The 16,633-nt window shown below is 44.4% G+C and carries 17 protein-coding genes; 11 read left to right on the top strand and 6 right to left on the bottom strand.

Going from position 1 to position 16,633, the window contains the following annotated elements; genetic code table 11:
• Nucleotides 1–70: 70 nt before the first annotated feature.
• The gene (locus tag F1644_RS00400; RefSeq protein ID WP_087420145.1) at nucleotides 71–1,228 is read right to left on the bottom strand and encodes an iron-containing alcohol dehydrogenase; all 1,158 of its coding nucleotides are present in this window, start codon (nucleotides 1,226–1,228) and stop codon (nucleotides 71–73) included.
• A gap of 13 nt (nucleotides 1,229–1,241) precedes the next feature.
• Nucleotides 1,242–2,225, bottom strand: coding sequence for a DUF6340 family protein (locus tag F1644_RS00395; protein WP_118302502.1), 984 nt, complete (start codon nucleotides 2,223–2,225; stop codon nucleotides 1,242–1,244).
• A gap of 252 nt (nucleotides 2,226–2,477) precedes the next feature.
• Between F1644_RS00395 and F1644_RS00390 the strand changes: the two genes are divergently transcribed.
• Nucleotides 2,478–3,416 carry a helix-turn-helix domain-containing protein gene (locus tag F1644_RS00390; protein ID WP_147344447.1) on the top strand — a complete coding sequence of 313 codons (939 nt, stop codon included), beginning with the start codon at nucleotides 2,478–2,480 and terminating at the stop codon, nucleotides 3,414–3,416.
• Entirely contained in the window at nucleotides 3,413–5,038 is a 1,626-nt protein-coding gene (locus F1644_RS00385; protein WP_118302506.1) for a PAS domain-containing sensor histidine kinase, read from the top strand. The genes F1644_RS00390 and F1644_RS00385 overlap by 4 nt, the downstream gene beginning before the upstream one ends.
• A 59-nt stretch (nucleotides 5,039–5,097) precedes the next feature.
• Here the strand turns inward: F1644_RS00385 and fabG are convergent, their stop codons facing one another.
• Nucleotides 5,098–5,844, bottom strand: a complete 747-nt coding sequence (gene fabG, locus F1644_RS00380) for a 3-oxoacyl-[acyl-carrier-protein] reductase (RefSeq protein WP_087420141.1) — start codon at nucleotides 5,842–5,844, stop codon at nucleotides 5,098–5,100.
• A 220-nt stretch (nucleotides 5,845–6,064) separates the two neighbouring features.
• Between fabG and F1644_RS00375 the strand changes: the two genes are divergently transcribed.
• The 5 genes from F1644_RS00375 (at nucleotide 6,065) to F1644_RS00355 (ending at nucleotide 9,905) form a co-directional block, all read left to right on the top strand.
• Complete coding sequence (locus F1644_RS00375; RefSeq protein ID WP_118302508.1) at nucleotides 6,065–6,514, top strand: hypothetical protein; 450 nt, start codon at nucleotides 6,065–6,067, stop codon at nucleotides 6,512–6,514.
• A 111-nt stretch (nucleotides 6,515–6,625) separates the two neighbouring features.
• A complete protein-coding gene (locus tag F1644_RS00370; protein ID WP_118302510.1) occupies nucleotides 6,626–7,003 on the top strand; it encodes a GxxExxY protein in 378 nt (125 codons plus the stop codon).
• A gap of 60 nt (nucleotides 7,004–7,063) precedes the next feature.
• A complete protein-coding gene (locus tag F1644_RS00365; RefSeq protein ID WP_118302868.1) occupies nucleotides 7,064–7,528 on the top strand; it encodes an alanyl-tRNA editing protein in 465 nt (154 codons plus the stop codon).
• A gap of 129 nt (nucleotides 7,529–7,657) precedes the next feature.
• Nucleotides 7,658–8,659, top strand: a complete 1,002-nt coding sequence (gene pta / locus F1644_RS00360; protein ID WP_087420137.1) for a phosphate acetyltransferase — start codon at nucleotides 7,658–7,660, stop codon at nucleotides 8,657–8,659.
• A 46-nt stretch (nucleotides 8,660–8,705) separates the two neighbouring features.
• A complete protein-coding gene (locus F1644_RS00355) occupies nucleotides 8,706–9,905 on the top strand; it encodes an acetate/propionate family kinase (RefSeq protein ID WP_118302512.1) in 1,200 nt (399 codons plus the stop codon).
• 70 nt (nucleotides 9,906–9,975) lie between these two features.
• Here the strand turns inward: F1644_RS00355 and F1644_RS00350 are convergent, their stop codons facing one another.
• Entirely contained in the window at nucleotides 9,976–11,136 is a 1,161-nt protein-coding gene (locus tag F1644_RS00350; RefSeq protein WP_118302514.1) for a DEAD/DEAH box helicase, read from the bottom strand.
• A gap of 350 nt (nucleotides 11,137–11,486) precedes the next feature.
• Here F1644_RS00350 and F1644_RS00345 point away from each other — a divergent pair, with 350 nt between their 5' ends.
• From F1644_RS00345 to F1644_RS00330, 4 genes are all read left to right on the top strand, one after another.
• Entirely contained in the window at nucleotides 11,487–12,911 is a 1,425-nt protein-coding gene (locus F1644_RS00345) for an MFS transporter (RefSeq protein WP_118302516.1), read from the top strand.
• A 109-nt stretch (nucleotides 12,912–13,020) separates the two neighbouring features.
• Nucleotides 13,021–13,611 (top strand): LemA family protein, encoded by a 591-nt coding sequence (locus F1644_RS00340; RefSeq protein ID WP_118302518.1) that lies wholly within the window; start codon nucleotides 13,021–13,023, stop codon nucleotides 13,609–13,611.
• Between the two features lie 198 nt (nucleotides 13,612–13,809).
• Nucleotides 13,810–14,244, top strand: coding sequence for a TPM domain-containing protein (locus F1644_RS00335; RefSeq protein WP_087420132.1), 435 nt, complete (start codon nucleotides 13,810–13,812; stop codon nucleotides 14,242–14,244).
• Nucleotides 14,245–14,301: 57 nt separating this feature from the next.
• Nucleotides 14,302–15,075, top strand: coding sequence for a TPM domain-containing protein (locus tag F1644_RS00330; protein ID WP_118302520.1), 774 nt, complete (start codon nucleotides 14,302–14,304; stop codon nucleotides 15,073–15,075).
• An 11-nt stretch (nucleotides 15,076–15,086) separates the two neighbouring features.
• Here F1644_RS00330 and F1644_RS00325 read toward each other — a convergent pair whose 3' ends face one another.
• Nucleotides 15,087–15,551: a YqaA family protein gene (locus tag F1644_RS00325; RefSeq protein WP_087420130.1), complete on the bottom strand. Its 465-nt coding sequence runs from the start codon at nucleotides 15,549–15,551 to the stop codon at nucleotides 15,087–15,089.
• Between the two features lie 3 nt (nucleotides 15,552–15,554).
• Entirely contained in the window at nucleotides 15,555–16,619 is a 1,065-nt protein-coding gene (locus F1644_RS00320) for a DUF2157 domain-containing protein (protein ID WP_118302522.1), read from the bottom strand.
• Nucleotides 16,620–16,633 lie beyond the last annotated feature (14 nt).

The following is a 16,633-nucleotide window of genomic DNA, read 5'->3' as shown; positions in this document are numbered from 1 at the left end:
AAAATGGAGAATTGAATTTGAAAAAAGACACTTTTGCCATTTTCCATTTTCAATTCTCCATTTTCAATTATTAAAGTCTTGAAGTTAATATCGCTCTCACATTATCCACGTTCACATCATCGATACCACCTAGAGCAAAATCCCCCCGTTCACGGAAACGCTTTTCAATACGGTCGATCGTGTCGATACCCACGCCATAATCAGACAGGCGGGTCTTCACGCCCAATTCATTGAAAAATTGTTCCGTACGGGCAATCGCTTGATCGGCAGCATCGGGCTGATCTGTGTCAATATTCCACACACGTGCGGCATATTGCAACAATTTCTCACGACGTTTAATTTTCGTGGCATTCATCACTCCCGGTAAAACGATCGCCAGCGTGATTCCATGATCCAACCCGTTGAAAGCGGTCAATTCATGACCGATATGGTGAGTTGACCAGTCTTGCGATACCCCGCAGGCAATCAAACCGTTCAACCCCATCGTGGCTGCCCACATGAAGTTGGCCCGATCTTCATAATTCGGTTTCTCGGCATGAATCAACTTCGGTCCCAACTCAATCAAAGTCTTCAAGATTGATTCAGAGAAACGATCTTGAATCTCAGCTTGTTCCGGGAAAGTATAATATTGTTCCATGACATGCACGAAAGTGTCAACCACCCCGTTAGCCACTTGTTTCATGGGCAATGAATAAGTTACCATCGGGTCCAGTACAGAGAATTTCGGGAACACATGGCGAGAATTAAACGCCAATTTTTCCAAAGTGGACTGGCGAGTGATCACACCGCCACTATTCATTTCCGATCCTGTAGCCGGAAGGGTCAGTACAGCACCCAACGGAAGTGCCGCATTCACCCGTGCGCCTTTTGCCACGATGTCCCAAGGTTCATTCCCCTCGAAACAAGTTGCAGCAGCAATAAATTTCGTCCCGTCAATCACGGAACCTCCTCCTACAGCTAGAAGAAATCCCACGTTTTCCTGTTTTGCCAATTCCACGGCCCGCATCAAAGTCTCGTATTTCGGGTTCGGCTCAATACCCCCGAACTCTACAATATCAAACCCTTGCAACGCATCCATCACTTGTTCGTAGACACCGTTTTTCTTGATGCTTCCACCACCGTAGGTCATCATAACTTTCATCCCTTTCGGAATCCATTTTGCGATCTCGGCAATTTTTCCTTTCCCGAAAAGAATTTTCACGGGATTGTAATAATCGAAATTTCTCATGCTTTAAAATCGTTTATAACTGTTCCATAATTTTGGTTTCATCCTTGATACGTTTCTCTAAACGCTTTATGTAATCCGTAATATATACGGACAAGTTGTCATTGATGTTATTTGCTTGTAATGTTTTCAAAGCCGCCTCCAATAAAGCTTTTGCTGACGAAAAGTTACCATCTTTTTCATAGAACCATGCCAAGTTCACCGCGGCACGAGCCGCTACCCTGGGCTTCAGGTTCAAGGCCGCATTCCATATCCGCTGAGCCTCTTCATCATTCTCGTTCTCAAAATGATAGTAACCGAGATTCAACAGACGGTTATTCGTGTAAATCCTACGTTGTTCGGGTTTCCATGTCGGCGTCAAACGTTCCGCGTACTTCACCCCGTTATTGTAGAAGAAATTACATATTATATCATAATTATTTCCCTCGAACAGCGTCTCGTCCACATCATCCAATTTATGAGTAGTTGCGGAATCCACCACAACACCATCCGGGTCATATAAACGCACGAAAAGATTGGTATCAAGCATCAACCGACTCGCACCATCCAACCCGAACTTACAATATTCCACCGAGAGAACATATGTTTGTCCGGAAATCTTTTCCAATGCGGCAATACCTGCCGGGGAAATCGGTGCAGGGGTATACCCGTCCGGAATATATCCCGTGTTCAATCCCAACCCTTTAACCAGTAAGATAGGTTGTACCCCGTTACGTAACCCGTCACGCACCCCATTATAGAAATGATTGACAACCTCGTCTCTCCGTAACCGCAAACTAGCAAACAACTGGTACGCAGAGAGAGAATCCGACTCATGCACCAATTTCCGGTCGATAAACAAAATTTGTGCATTCTTGTTTCCGATATTCAGCTCTCCCGGATGCAACACGTCTATATTCAGCACTTTGTAACTACTACATGAGGCTAAAAAGCCCACAAATAAGAACGCCCCGACTATCTTTAGCCCGGCTTTCATCTTATATTTTACACGCCTTTCCATGAAATTACTTGTTTGTTTTATTTTAAGTTTACAAAAAGTGAGCCACAATCACGGCCTGACTTTTCGGCAACCATTCAAATACGATGTTTTAAAAGTAGAAATATTCCGGGAAATAACCAAACGGTCATCGAGAAAAAAGAACTTCCCGGATAAAGCGCATGAATCGTCAATAAATTATTAGTTTCCTTTAGGACGGTATAAATAAACTAAACGTCGGAATACCGTTGGATATATAGTAGATTATTCATTCCTTTGCCTAACTATTTAGATGGAAAAATGAAAGAATCCACGACTATCAACATCAAGGAACTCGCCCGGCGGGTATCCCCGGATTATACCTCGGAAAGTCTAATCATTTATAACCACGTGACCAATGAAAAAGCATTCATTGGAGAAGAAATTAAGAAACAGGGGATCATCGTGACAGAAACCTGTTCTTTCTCGCTTTGCACCCGGGGAGAAACAGAAATCATGATCAACACCCAAAACTATCGTATTAAAAAGAATCACTTGATTGTCGTGCTACCCAAACAAGTCATCAAACCGATTCATACAACACCGGATTACGAAGCGAGGATTATTTTCATTTCGCCAGACTATTTTAAAGAGAAATGTCAAGAAATGATTCCCTTGCGGTTCAAAATGCAATATCATCCGGTAGTCGGACTCAATGAGGATGAAATTAAACTATTGGAATCATATTATTCATTGCTATCTAGGAAAACAGATAAACTGAATCCTCATTTTTCTGAACTAGCCGTACATAAACTAGCACATGCTTTATTTTACGATCTCTACAATTTCGTTTACCGTCATATGCAAGATAAAAATTTCGAGTTATCACACCCCGATAGCATATTCAACCGTTTCATCACCCTCGTTGAAGAATATCACCTCAAAGAACGTGACATTATTTTCTACGCGAACAAATTATGCCTGACTCCTAAATACCTATCATCAGTCATTCATGTTGCAAGTGGAAAATTTGCCGGGGAATGGATCGACTATTACGTGATCACGCTGGCAAAATCCCTACTTGTTTCAAGTACCAAAACCATACAAGAAATCGGTTATAGTCTGAATTTTTCCTCTCCACCCGCCTTCACGAAATTCTTTAAACGTATCATGAAGATGTCTCCGCGGGAATACAGGAACAATCAATTAAACAACACAACACGCAAAATATCATGATTGACCAGATAAATTTATTCACTAGCGACGCGTCTATTCGATACAGTATAATATTAAACATTATTCTATTGGCCGCTATCGTCATTCTCTCCCTCGTTTTCTACTTGATAGCACGAAAACGGAAACACGAAAGACTGGTAAAGGAAAAGCAATTAGACACGCAACAAAAGTTCGCTCGTGAACTTCTTGATTCCGTACCGGCTGGATTTATACTATTAGCCCCGAATGGAAGTATCAAACAAGTAAATCATCAGGCCGCAGCCGAACTAGGAATACAGAAACAAGACATAAAGAATAAAAACATTCGGGAAGTATTTTCAATTTCCCATGAGAATATCAATATTCTGGACGAACTCTTAGGGCGCCTGCAAAAAGACGAGCAGGAAGTTACGCTCCCACCTGACACGTTCATTTACGGGACCATCAACACGACCTCTTTTCTAGCGAAAGGTTATTTCAAAAATGTTATCGTAGAAAAAGGCTCAAATTGTATCATATTCACGTTTCGCAACGTCGTGACGGAACTTACCCAAGAATACGTGTTAAATATGGCTTTACGTCGCACGAAGATATTTCCCTGGTCATATGACACGAAATGTAATCTGATGACTATTGATCCCCGTTATTTCGAACATCTTGACATTCCGGCCGGGGATTGTACGCTGACAAACGAACAATTTGCCCAATTGGTACATCCCGATGACATAACCGGAGTACTCGAAGCACTCACACTCCAAGCCCAAGGGAATTTTATCGAAGATCCTGTGAGCTACCGTCTTCATCGGGGAGACGGAAAATGGGAATGGTTCGAGGCTCAATCTTCTTATCTCGGACAAGGAACACAAATTCCTTTCCGGCTCGTTGGCGTCTGCATGAGTACACAGGAACACAAAAAAATTGAAGAAGAATTAACCAAATCCCGTGACAAAGCACAACAAAGCGATAAACTTAAAAGTGCATTCCTCGCCAACATGAGTCATGAAATTCGGACACCATTAAATGCCATTGTCGGCTTTTCCAATTTACTGGTTGATGGAGATATGGCCTTCAAGAAAGAGGAAATCAAAGAATTTTTATCACTGATCCACTTGAATTGCGAACAGCTACTGGCACTTATATCCGACATACTCGATCTCTCAAAAATAGAATCCAACACGATGGTTTTCAACATAACAGAACAACCGCTTACGCCTCTATTACAAAATATCCTACGAGCCCAACAAATAAACGTCCCGCAAGAGGTAGAATTACTTCTGGACCTTCCTGCAACCGACACGATCATCACGACCGATCCCCTACGCTTAAAACAAGTCATTAACAACCTGATCAACAATGCTATCAAGTTCACCTCCAAAGGAACAGTCACACTCGGTTACAAGCAGAATAACGATCAGGTTTCCATTTTCGTGAAAGACACAGGTACCGGAATTGACGAAGATAAGATGAACCGTATTTTCGAACGATTCTACAAAGGTGACAATTTTGTTCAAGGAACAGGACTAGGCTTAGCAATCAGCCATACAATCATAGAGCATCTAAAAGGGACAATCACGGTAACCTCCAAAGTTGGAGAAGGCTCCTGTTTCACAATTCAACATCCGGTAAAAAAAATGGGGTATTGAATTTCAATACCCCTACCGTCTCCATCTACGACAATTATAACCAAACTTTTAGGCAGATATTACATATTCATTCCCCCACAAACGTGGATTGTCTGACCTGTCACGTAAGCAGACAAATCAGAAGCCAAGAATACGCATACCTTTGCAATATCTTCCGGAGTACCGCCTCTCTTCAATGGAATTTTAGCAGCCCACTCCTTACGCACGTCCTCGGACAATTGTGCGGTCATATCGGTAATGATAAATCCCGGAGCAACAGCGTTAGCACGAATATTACGAGAGCCAAGTTCTTTGGCCACGCTCTTCGTGAATCCGATAATCCCGGCTTTAGATGCAGCGTAGTTTGCTTGTCCGGCATTACCACTCACTCCTACCACGGAACTCATGCTGATAATGGAACCCGATTTCTGACGTAACATAACGGCAGACACGGCTTTCGTGAAATTAAACACAGATTTCAAATTCACGTTGATCACGGCATCCCATTGTTCCTCACTCATACGCATTAACAAGGTGTCTTTCGTGATACCAGCATTATTTACAAGTATATCTACACGTCCGAATTCTTTAACAATCTCATCCACGGTAGCATTCGTAGCCGCGAAATCAGCAGCATTGGAAGCAAACATTTTAGCTTTCACACCCAAAGCGGCAATTTCTTTTTCGGTTTCCTGAGCTATTTCATCATATCTTAAATCGGTGAAAGCGATGTTCGCTCCTTGACGGGCAAATTCCAATGCCACAGCCTTTCCGATTCCTCTTGATGCCCCCGTGATAATGGCGGTCTTTCCTTCTAATAACTTCATAATTACAGTTTTATTTAAACCTAAATTTAAACCGGAACCACTTGTCAAGTGATCCCGCGGTGGGAAAATCCCACCCGATCAAGCGACAAAGTTAGTGATTTAATTCAAACCAAGAAATTATTTTCACTTCGATTGTTTATTCTCCTAAAAAGCATTACACTTGTAGTTACAAGATACACCTCAGGCATTTTATATTACACGCAACCAATAACAATACAACATGAAAAACAAGAACCGACTAAAAACATTACTTTTCTCCCTACTAGCAATTCTATTTACAGGATGCGATTACTGGTGTCAGGACGAGTACCACGTGATTAACAATACAGACGACACGCTCCGGATCATCGTGAATTACGACACGCTCCGGCTATATGGGAATTGGAGAACCGAGGAAAACATGGACACTCGATTGGACGACACCACTCATGTCGTCTACCCCCACACCAAAATAGTATTGGAAGAAGGATCTGAACTATGCGGTAAATATTATAAACCAGATGATTACAGGTTTGAAGACAATGACCTTCAATTCTGGGGAAAATGGATTCAACATATCTATGCCAATACAACTCCCGTGGAATACTCCTACTGGAATTCGGAAAAATGGACATTTAAATCCAAACGAAGATTAAGAAAATATGAACTCATCTTTGACAAACACGAATAAAAATATGGAACAAAAGATTCAACCCAACAAACAAGAGCATTCCCCAACGTACACAGAGGAGACATATTATCTTGTTTATAAGACAGAAGAACATAAGAACAAAAAAGAAATATGGAAATAGAAAGTCTGATAAAAACTGTTATTCAGTGTGCTTATGATGCAAGAACACATCTTGCTGCGGGTTTTCTTGAGAATGTTTATCAGAAAGCATTGATAATAGAATTAAAAGAAAAAGGTATTCATGCAGATACAGAAACTCCTATAAATGTATATTACAAAAATGAAATTGTAGGAGAATTTAGAGCGGACATAATCGTAGAAGGAAAAATAATCATTGAACTTAAAGCGGTACAACATCTCCTTCCCATACACGAAACCCAATTAGTAAATTATTTAACCGCTACCAATACAGACCACGGCTTATTAATAAACTTTGGTGGTGAACGTATCGAAATAAAAAGAAAATTCAGAGAATATAAACATATATAACCACCCATCAGAAAAATATGTACTTTTGTCTTTATGTCTAAAAATAAAAACTTGTCTATGATGGAAATAAGCCAAGCAGCCCCAAAATTTCAGGATGTGTCAATCGCACCGATGCACACAGCGGAACACCTACTAAATTCTCAGATGGTCAAATACTTCCATTGTGAACGTTCTTTCTCCGCCCATATAGAAAAAAAGAAATCCAAATGTGATTACCACTTCAAAACGGCACCTTCTGCCGAAGACATTGCCACCGTAGAGCAAGCGGTAAACGACATTATACAACAAAACATCAACGTAGAAGAAATTTTCTACCCGATCGATCAGGTTCCGGCAGGCATCAACCTTACCCGCCTTCCTGAACCGGGTATAAAGACCGTGCGGGTAATTCGTATCGGGGATTACGATCAATGCGCCTGCATCGGACTTCATGTCACCAACACGGCCGAGATCGGCACGTTCCGCATCATCTCGTTCGATTTCAATGATGGAGTATTGCGTATTCGTTTCAAACTCGGAAAATGAAATAAGAGTAAATAATAAACTTTTCCCCGAAAATGAACTTTTTTGTAATGTCTGCATTACAAATTGATTATTTATTTCTACTTTCGCGCTAACGATTGCGAGTAACTATATATTTAAAATAAAAATATCATGAATCTCCTTGAACAAATCAAAGAAAATGCGAAGAAGTGCAACAAACGGATTGTACTTCCGGAAGGAACAGAAGAACGTACGTTGAAAGCAGCCGACATCTTGATAGCTGAAGGTATTGCTCAAATCATCTTGATCGGTAATCCGGCTGAAATTAAAGCGTTGGCCGAGAAATTCGAATTGAAAAATATCGGTAAAGCCACAATCATCGATCCCGAAAATCACGAGAAGAAAGAAGCGTATGCAGACCTTTTGGTTGAACTTCGCAAAAGTAAAGGTATGACAAAAGAACAAGCTTTGAAACTCGTTCTTGACCCGCTATACCTTGCCACTTTGATGATCAAGAGCGGGGATGCCGACGGTGAAGTTGCCGGGGCAAAAAATGCTACCGGAGACGTGTTACGTCCTGCGTTACAGATCGTGAAAACCTTACCGGGTATGTCTGTTGTATCAGGAGCATTCTTGTTATTAACCAACAAACCGGAATATGGAGAAAACGGCCTAATCGTGTGTGCCGACTGTGCCGTACTGCCTAACCCGACCGCAGAAGAATTGGCCCAGATCGCCGTGGCTACTGCCGGAACAGCCAGAGCTATCGCTAAAATCGAACCGAGAGTTGCCATGTTAAGTTTCTCCACCAAAGGATCAGCTAAAAACGAACTGGTTGACAAAGTAGTGAAAGCAACGGAACTCGCCAAACAAATGGCTCCCGACGTGATGATCGACGGTGAAATGCAAGCTGATGCGGCCCTCGTGGCATCGGTAGGTGCCAGCAAAGCCCCGGGCAGTCCCGTGGCCGGTAAAGCTAACGTGTTGATATTCCCGAGTCTTGAAGTTGGAAACATCAGCTATAAACTCGTGCAACGTATTGCAGGAATTGAAGCGGTGGGTCCCGTCCTCCAAGGAATGGCAGCCCCGATTAACGACCTGTCAAGAGGTTGTTCCGTAAGCGACATCGTGAACCTTGTTGCCATCACGGTAAATCAGGCAGCGGCAAAATAGACTTTTATAGACTCAACAAGTATTACCATTTTCAAATTAAATTATAATGAACGTATTAGTTTTAAACTGCGGTAGCTCCTCTATTAAATATCAATTGCTTGACATGGCAGGAGAACCGACGTTACTCGCTAAAGGATTGGTGGAAAAGATCGGTTTACCCGTGGGAAGTTTCACTCACAAACCGGAAGGAAAAGATAAATACGTGGTAGAAGAACCTATCGCGGACCATACAGCCGGGATCGATCTGATCTTGAAAGCTCTGGTTGACCCGAAACATGGGGTAATCAAGGCCTTGACGGACATTAATGCCGTGGGACACCGCGTAGCTCATGGAGGTGAATTCTTCGCCAAGAGCGCCCGTGTTGACGAGGACGCCAAGAAAAAGATCGCCGCTTGCTGCGAGTTAGCTCCACTTCACAATCCCGCAAACTTGAAAGGAATCGAGACCATGGAAAAACTGTTACCGGGTATACCACAAGTAGCGGTATTCGACACGTCATTCCACCAAACTCTTCCGAAAGAAGCATATATCTACGGGCTCCCGTACAAATACTACGAGGATTATCGTATCCGTCGTTACGGATTCCACGGAACCTCTCACAAGTTCGTGGCTGAAAAAGCATGTAAAATACTGGGATGGAATATTGAGGAGAAAAAAATCATCACTTGCCACTTGGGTAATGGTTCATCCATAACCGCCATCAACAAAGGTAAATCCGTTGACACCTCCATGGGTTTCACTCCCAATGCCGGTGTGATCATGGGAACCCGTACGGGAGACCTTGACTTGGGAGCATTATTGTATATCTGCGAGAAAGAAGGTTTAAATGCGGCACAGGCAAACGACCTAGTAAATAAGAAATCAGGATTGCAAGGAGTATCTGAAGTTTCTTCCGATTGTCGTGACTTACAGGCTGCAGCTGAATCCGGAAACGACAAGGCTCGCCTCGCCCTTGATATTCTTGCTTATGACGTGAAGAAATACGTGGGTAGCTACGCTGCCGCCCTAAACGGAGCGGATTTGATCGTCTTCACCGGGGGTATCGGGGAAAATGACAGTGAAGTACGTGAACAAGTATGTACCAACATGGAATACATGGGTGTTCACTTTGATGTTGCCGCCAATAAAGGCGTTCGCGGACAAGACAAAGTACTGTCTACCGCCGATTCCAAAGTAATCGTGATGAGCATCACCACGGACGAGGAATTGGTTATCGCGACAGACACCATGAATCTAGTGAAATAAGCTATTATTTCTATATAGAAAAAGAACGATCTGCATCACAGATCGTTCTTTTTTTATATACGTTCAGTCATCATGCTTGAAAAGACAACCGATTGATTTTCTTGCCAGTTAGAACTTGGATTTCCCGAATCTTAGACTGTTCCTCTTCCGAACAGAACGTCACCGCCGTACCGAGATGTCCCGCACGCCCGGTGCGCCCGATACGATGTACGTATGTTTCAGCCACATCAGGCAGATCATAATTTATGACAATCTCCAACTCCTGAATATCAATTCCTCGCGCCGCAATGTCAGTGGCCACCATCACCCGGATAGCTCCTGCCTTAAAGTTCGACAGAGCTCGCTGGCGTTGTCCTTGTGATTTATCCCCGTGAATCGCCTCACTCTTGATTCCGGACTTCTTCAACAAGCGGGATATATTATCCGCCCCATGCTTGGTACGTGAAAAAACAAGCACCGACTTTTTCTCTTGTTTCAACAAGGAAACAAGAAGTTTCTTCTTTTCCGGTTTCTCCACGAAATAGACACATTGTTCCACCGTGTCAACGGCAGAAGAAACCGGGGTTACCTCCACCCTCGTCGGGTTTGAAAGAATACTTCTCGACAAATTCACTATATCCTTAGGCATCGTTGCCGAGAAGAACAGCGTCTGGCGCTTTGTCGGCAGCATGGGTAACAAACGTCGTATATCCGCGATAAATCCCATATCCAGCATCCTGTCAGCCTCATCCAGAACAAAATGCGTAATCGATGAAAGATTCACGTATCCCTGCCGGATCAAATCGAGCAAACGTCCCGGTGTGGCAACAAGAATATCTACTCCTGCCTGTAACAGATCCGTCTGCGGTCCTTGTTTCACTCCGCCGAATATAATCGCGTGCCTAATCCCCGTGTACTTCCCGTAATCCGTGATATTCTCTCCGATCTGGATAGCCAATTCCCGGGTCGGTGTCAGGATTAAAGCCTTAATAACCCGTCTTTTCACGAGACGTCCTTTATTCCCTCGTGTTTCTGAACGATTTTCCTCCGAACGATCGGCCAGTAAATGTTGCAGGATCGGTATAGCGAATGTCGCTGTCTTACCGGTTCCGGTCTGGGCAATTCCCAGCATATCGCCACCACCAAGAGCCACAGGTATACCCTTCTCTTGTATCGGGGTGGGCTTTTCATATCCTTTTTCACAGATAGCCTTTAAAATAGGCTCTGCAATCTCTAATTCTCTAAATGTCATAATAAATAATTGTTACGTTTAAAATTGCCTCCAGCCATTTTCGATTCGTACATATAAACCTACTCGGGCAAAGAAACTGTCTGAACAAAGAAAGCTTACAAAGGTCAATTCAACGATGGAAAGAGCCGAACGGAATATGTCCGGAAAATACAAAGAAGATAAAGATCAAAATGAACTCACAATGTTTCATTGTACAAAGATAGTTAATATAATTCAGTTTACACCATATTTCTTGGAATAATTGCAAAAAACCTTGTCTCAACAGCTTATTTCTCAGAAAAAAGAACGTTTACTTCCTTTCATCTGTCGAATTCGTTATATTTGCCAATCAATCACTAAAAACGTAAAAGATGGGCGTGTTTCGTAAATTTCCCCGCACCTTTTGGGTGGCTAATACTATTGAATTATTTGAACGCTGGGCATGGTATGGTTTCTTCATGCTTTTTGCCAATTACCTCACGGGATCATCCGATATGGGTGGTCTGGAATTCACGCAAAGTCAAAAAGGAATCCTGATGGGTGTGGGAACGGGAATACTCTACTTCCTACCCGTCTTGACCGGGGCCATAGCTGACCGCTACGGTTACAAAAAAGTACTGGCTCTCGCTTTCGTGATCTACACGTCCGCCTTCATCTTCCTACCCATGTTCTCCACGTTCACGGGAGTATTCCTCATGTACCTTTACTTGGCTCTGGGTGCCGCCCTGTTCAAACCGATCATCTCGGCCACAATTGCCAAGACCACAACGGATGAAACAGCCTCCATCGGGTTCGGCATCTACTACATGATGGTTAACATAGGCGCTTTCTTCGGACCGATGGTCACCCTTTTGTTCAAAGGATCGTCCAACCTCGTGTTCTATGTATCGGCTGGTATTATCGCGCTGAACTTCGTGCTACTTCTTTTTTACAAGGAACCCCACCGGGGAGTCGTGCAGCAGACTTCTCTCACTCGCACCTTCGGGGATATATTCCGGAATATGTTCAGTATCGTGAAAGACTTGAAATTCGTGGTATTCCTGTTCATCGTGGCCGGATTCTGGACCATGTACAACCAACTCTTCTTCACCCTACCCGTCTTTATCTCGCAATGGATAGACACGAGCGTGTTGTACCATTTTTTTGAAAAGTACATCCCTTTCATCAGCACCAACTACAGTCCGGCTCCGGGAGTTATGGATGCTGAATTCGTGACGAATTTCGACGCTCTCTACATTATTATTTTCCAGATTATCGTGTCGAGTGTCGTGATGCGCATGAAACCCCTTAAATCCATGATTTCAGGATTCCTTGTCTGCTCCATCGGAATGGCCCTCACCCTATTCTCACAAAACGTGCTGTTCACGCTTGTGGCGATACTGATCTTCTCGCTGGGAGAAATGGCCGGATCTCCGAAAATCACGGAATATATCGGCCGGATTGCCCCACACGACAAAAAGGCTCTCTATATGGGCTACTCCTTTATCCCCGTCTTCATTGGTAACGTTTTTGCCGGAATTATCTCCGGTGTAGTCTACCAAAACATGGCGGATAAAGTGATGATCACTCGTCAGTTTGTTGCCGAAAAAGGCCTCCATTTACCGGACGGTTTGTCAAATAACGCCTATTTCGATCATGTAGCCCAACAAGTCAACCTCACCCCTCACGAGTTAACCAACCTACTATGGAACGAGTATTCCCCCTCCGACATATGGATGGTAATACTGGCTATCGGGCTAGGCACTACCTTGTTGCTCTACATTTACGACCGGGTGATAAATAAAACTAAAAGATAAAAACTAAAGGATAAAAGTTTAAAATCTAAAATCTTAACATCCTCATTCTGCAGCGGACAATCAATAAAGCATTATATTTGTACTCGTAACACTAAAATAAAAGCAAAACATGAAAAAGAGTTATATTGTAATAGGAGTAATTATCGTCATCGTGATTGGAATCTTCATGTGGTTTAAAGGAAGTTACAATCAGATGGTAACCCGGAGTGAGAATGTATCCTCCCAATGGTCGAACGTGGAAAATCAATACCAACGTCGTCTGGACCTGATCCCGAACCTCGTGAACACGGTGAAAGGCTACGCGGAGCATGAACAGAACACGTTGACCCAAGTTGTGGAGGCCCGTGCAAAAGCCACGCAAATGCGGGTAAACTTTGATCAACTGGACGAGCAAACTATCCAGAAATTCAATAATATGCAAGGCGAACTTTCCTCTGCCCTCTCCCGTTTGATGGCGATTTCCGAGCAATACCCGGACTTGAAAGCCAATGAGAACTTCCGTGACTTGCAAGCCCAACTGGAAGGAACAGAAAACCGAATTGCCGTTGAAAGACGCAAATTCAACGAGGAAGTGAAAGGTTATAACGCCTACATTCGTTCATTCCCCAAAAACATCATCGCCGGGATGTTCGGTTTCCTCCCGAAACCTTACTTTGAGGCTGCCGCCGGTGCAGAAAAAGTTCCGGAAGTTAAATTTTAAACAACTACCCCACCGGCTCCCCCTGTGTAAGGGGGAGAGACGGACTCAAGGAACGCTATAATGCTACAATATAGCGCATCCTCCCCCTGTGTAAGGGGGAGTTAGAGGGGGTAGTTGAAAAGATAAAAATAGAAAATCAAAAAGCGTTGGCCTCGTGCGACTGGAATCTAAAATCTAAAATCTAAAATTCATCAGCTTATGTCTCCCGAAAAAGCCTTTACCCAACAACAAAAAGACGCCATGGTAGCCGCTATCAAGCAAGCGGAAAAAGACACGTCCGGGGAAATCCGGGTACATATCGAAAACCGTAGTAAAATAGACGTACTTGACCGGGCTGCCGACGTTTTTGCCCACTTAAATATGCACAAAACGGCACAAAGAAACGGGGTACTGATCTACGTGGCCTTACTCGACCACAAATCCGCAATCCTGGGAGATGCCGGGATTAACGCCAAAGTACCCGCAGACTTTTGGGATTCAATCATGAAAAACATGGTTGCAAAATTCAAGGAAGGCAAGATCACGGAAGGTATCTGCGAGGCTGTCATCTCTGCCGGGGAACAACTGAAAGCGTACTTCCCCTACCAGGCTGACGACGTGAACGAACTTCCCGACGAAATTTCCTTTCAGTAAAGGAATACCACAGGTTTGTACGAACAACCTGTTTTCTAATTTGTAACTTATAGCAAAATGATAAAAAGACTCTTCATATTATTCACCGTCATCGCGGGAACCCTGCTCTCCGTTCATGCTCAGGATATTCCGGAACCCATGACCCCGAAACGCATCGTGAACGACTTCACGGGATTATTCAGCACCCAAGAACGGGCAGCGCTGGAAAAGAAACTGGTAAACTTCAACAATAACTCCTCCACCCAAATCGCCGTGGTCACCGTACCTTCACTCAACGGGTACGACATCAACGACTACGCTGCCCGTCTCGGGGAAAAATGGGGTATTGGACAAAAGGGAAAAGACAACGGTATCGTCATTCTGATTAAACCCAAATCCGGAAGAGAAAAAGGAGAAGTGGCCATTTCCGTCGGTTACGGGTTGGAAGGTGTCGTTCCGGACGTGACGGCCTCCCGCATCATCCGTAATGAAATCATTCCCGCTTTTCAGGCAGACAACTACTACAAAGGTATTGACAAAGCCACAGACGTGCTGATCGACTTGTCAAAAGGCGAATACACCGCGGACGAGTACAAGAAAAAGAATGAAGGCAATCCCTTCGACATCGTGATCGGGTTCATTGTTTTCGTGATCATCCTGTCACTCATATTCCGGAAACGGGGCGGCGGTGGTTACTCACCCGGTCACACCTCCGGTCGCGGCGGATTCTTCATCTTCCCCATGGGTGGCGGCAGTAGCGGTGGATTCGGAGGATTCAGCAGTGGTGGCGGGTCATTTGGTGGATTCGGCGGTGGTTCATTCGGTGGCGGTGGTTCCAGTGGTAGCTGGTAACGATCACCGGATCAACTGATCCACTCGATAAAACGATCAGCGTACTTGATATACAGTAACACCCACACCAGAAAGCGGGCAAAACGCCCCACGAGCATATAGAAAGCGGACATCTTCGGACGGACACGATAAAATCCGAGGGCAATGGCAAACAGATCTCCCACGATCGGCAACCACGTGAAAAGAGCAAGCCAAACACCGTAACGATCCACGTGTCCTTTCTGTTGCTCCAGCTTTTCCCGTTTCACCTTGAACCAGCGTTCAATCCAGTCCCAGCGTCCCAGCCACCCGATCCAGTACGAGGTCAATCCTCCCAGCCAATTACCTACCGTGGCTATCGCCAAGCATCCCCACACGTTTCCTCCTAACGCCAACACGCCTACCAACAACACGTCGGCACTCATCGGGATCACCGTCGACGCCAGAAAAGAACCGATAAACAACCCCCAATATCCTAAACTTACCAGTGTATCCATAACTTAATTTATATCATCATTCGGTTTCTTCGGGTCACGCAGAAATTCCAAGTTCCATACCCTCTCTGCTTTACGCCCCAGCAACCAGAAAGATACAGCCAGTATAAAAAAGAACAACCCGGCATGCATGACATCCCACAGCAGGGAGAAATACAACGTGTAAATACCCAACAGAAAAAAAGTGATCCCGAACCCACGGGCAACGGCATCATCCCGTTTCAAACCTACAAATATAGCCACTACCGAACCGAAAAGGATCAGCAAATTCCAAGCCCACAACTCCACCTGTTTCGTGGAATACCAGCGAATCCAGCTTTCCGAATTCCCGAATATGGAAAGAAACCACAACGAGATAAACAGGTAAAGCATTCCCACCACGTATGTAGAGTAATCAAAAGTCGTGAACCACTTCTTTCCGACCAGCAAAAAACGACACGCTACCAGCAATCCCCCGAAAGCCACGTAACGCTGCGGGTAATTCAGGCCTAGAAAATGATTGCCCCAGTCACTCAGATACCCTGTCTCGGCCCCGTACCACGCTCCCAGCGACAACAAGGCAAACACCCACACCTGCACCGACGAAAAGTAAAAGCCCAGCACGGCATAAATCACCGCCGCCAGCAGGAAAAGCAATGAAAAATGCCCGCTCCCGTTATCCATAGCCGCCCCCAAGTAACCGACCGAGACGGCCGTCAGCAACACGCCCAAAAAAAGAATCGTCTCGTTACTGAAAACCTTGTAAGGCATCCGTTTCCGTCGTCGCCAACCCCAGTAATACACCAAGGCTGCTCCCACGGCAAACACGCCGCTGACCAAAGAATAAGAAGAAAGAAACAATCTTTCAAGCAAATCCATGATCAAATGATCCGCCAACACCGACACCACGGCGATCACCCCGCACACGATGGCAATCCAAAACGAGTACTTCGCCAACTCCTTCCACTCGAAAGAACGCACCGTGTAACTTCCCTTCAACCGATCCGCCGTACTCACGTCAATCGTGCCGTCCGCCTCCCATCGCTCGATCACCCGTTTCAACAAATCCCCTTGCGACTTATTTAACTTCATGCCTGCTTTCTTTT

It is taken from the genome of Butyricimonas paravirosa, from assembly GCF_032878955.1.
Classification (GTDB): domain Bacteria; phylum Bacteroidota; class Bacteroidia; order Bacteroidales; family Marinifilaceae; genus Butyricimonas; species Butyricimonas paravirosa.
Note: the sequence above shows the minus strand (reverse complement) of the source record. Positions and strands in the feature narration are given on the sequence as shown.

Coding starts and splice junctions, on each gene's coding strand:
- pta (WP_087420137.1), top strand. CDS start 7,658: ATGAATCTCCTTGAACAAATCAAAGAAAATGCGAAGAAGTGCAACAAA.
- F1644_RS00340 (WP_118302518.1), top strand. CDS start 13,021: ATGAAAAAGAGTTATATTGTAATAGGAGTAATTATCGTCATCGTGATT.
- F1644_RS00370 (WP_118302510.1), top strand. CDS start 6,626: ATGGAAATAGAAAGTCTGATAAAAACTGTTATTCAGTGTGCTTATGAT.
- F1644_RS00345 (WP_118302516.1), top strand. CDS start 11,487: ATGGGCGTGTTTCGTAAATTTCCCCGCACCTTTTGGGTGGCTAATACT.
- F1644_RS00365 (WP_118302868.1), top strand. CDS start 7,064: ATGGAAATAAGCCAAGCAGCCCCAAAATTTCAGGATGTGTCAATCGCA.
- fabG (WP_087420141.1), bottom strand. CDS start 5,844: ATGAAGTTATTAGAAGGAAAGACCGCCATTATCACGGGGGCATCAAGA.
- F1644_RS00355 (WP_118302512.1), top strand. CDS start 8,706: ATGAACGTATTAGTTTTAAACTGCGGTAGCTCCTCTATTAAATATCAA.
- F1644_RS00350 (WP_118302514.1), bottom strand. CDS start 11,136: ATGACATTTAGAGAATTAGAGATTGCAGAGCCTATTTTAAAGGCTATC.
- F1644_RS00385 (WP_118302506.1), top strand. CDS start 3,413: ATGATTGACCAGATAAATTTATTCACTAGCGACGCGTCTATTCGATAC.
- F1644_RS00335 (WP_087420132.1), top strand. CDS start 13,810: ATGTCTCCCGAAAAAGCCTTTACCCAACAACAAAAAGACGCCATGGTA.
- F1644_RS00325 (WP_087420130.1), bottom strand. CDS start 15,551: ATGGATACACTGGTAAGTTTAGGATATTGGGGGTTGTTTATCGGTTCT.
- F1644_RS00400 (WP_087420145.1), bottom strand. CDS start 1,228: ATGAGAAATTTCGATTATTACAATCCCGTGAAAATTCTTTTCGGGAAA.
- F1644_RS00330 (WP_118302520.1), top strand. CDS start 14,302: ATGATAAAAAGACTCTTCATATTATTCACCGTCATCGCGGGAACCCTG.
- F1644_RS00375 (WP_118302508.1), top strand. CDS start 6,065: ATGAAAAACAAGAACCGACTAAAAACATTACTTTTCTCCCTACTAGCA.
- F1644_RS00395 (WP_118302502.1), bottom strand. CDS start 2,225: ATGGAAAGGCGTGTAAAATATAAGATGAAAGCCGGGCTAAAGATAGTC.
- F1644_RS00320 (WP_118302522.1), bottom strand. CDS start 16,619: ATGAAGTTAAATAAGTCGCAAGGGGATTTGTTGAAACGGGTGATCGAG.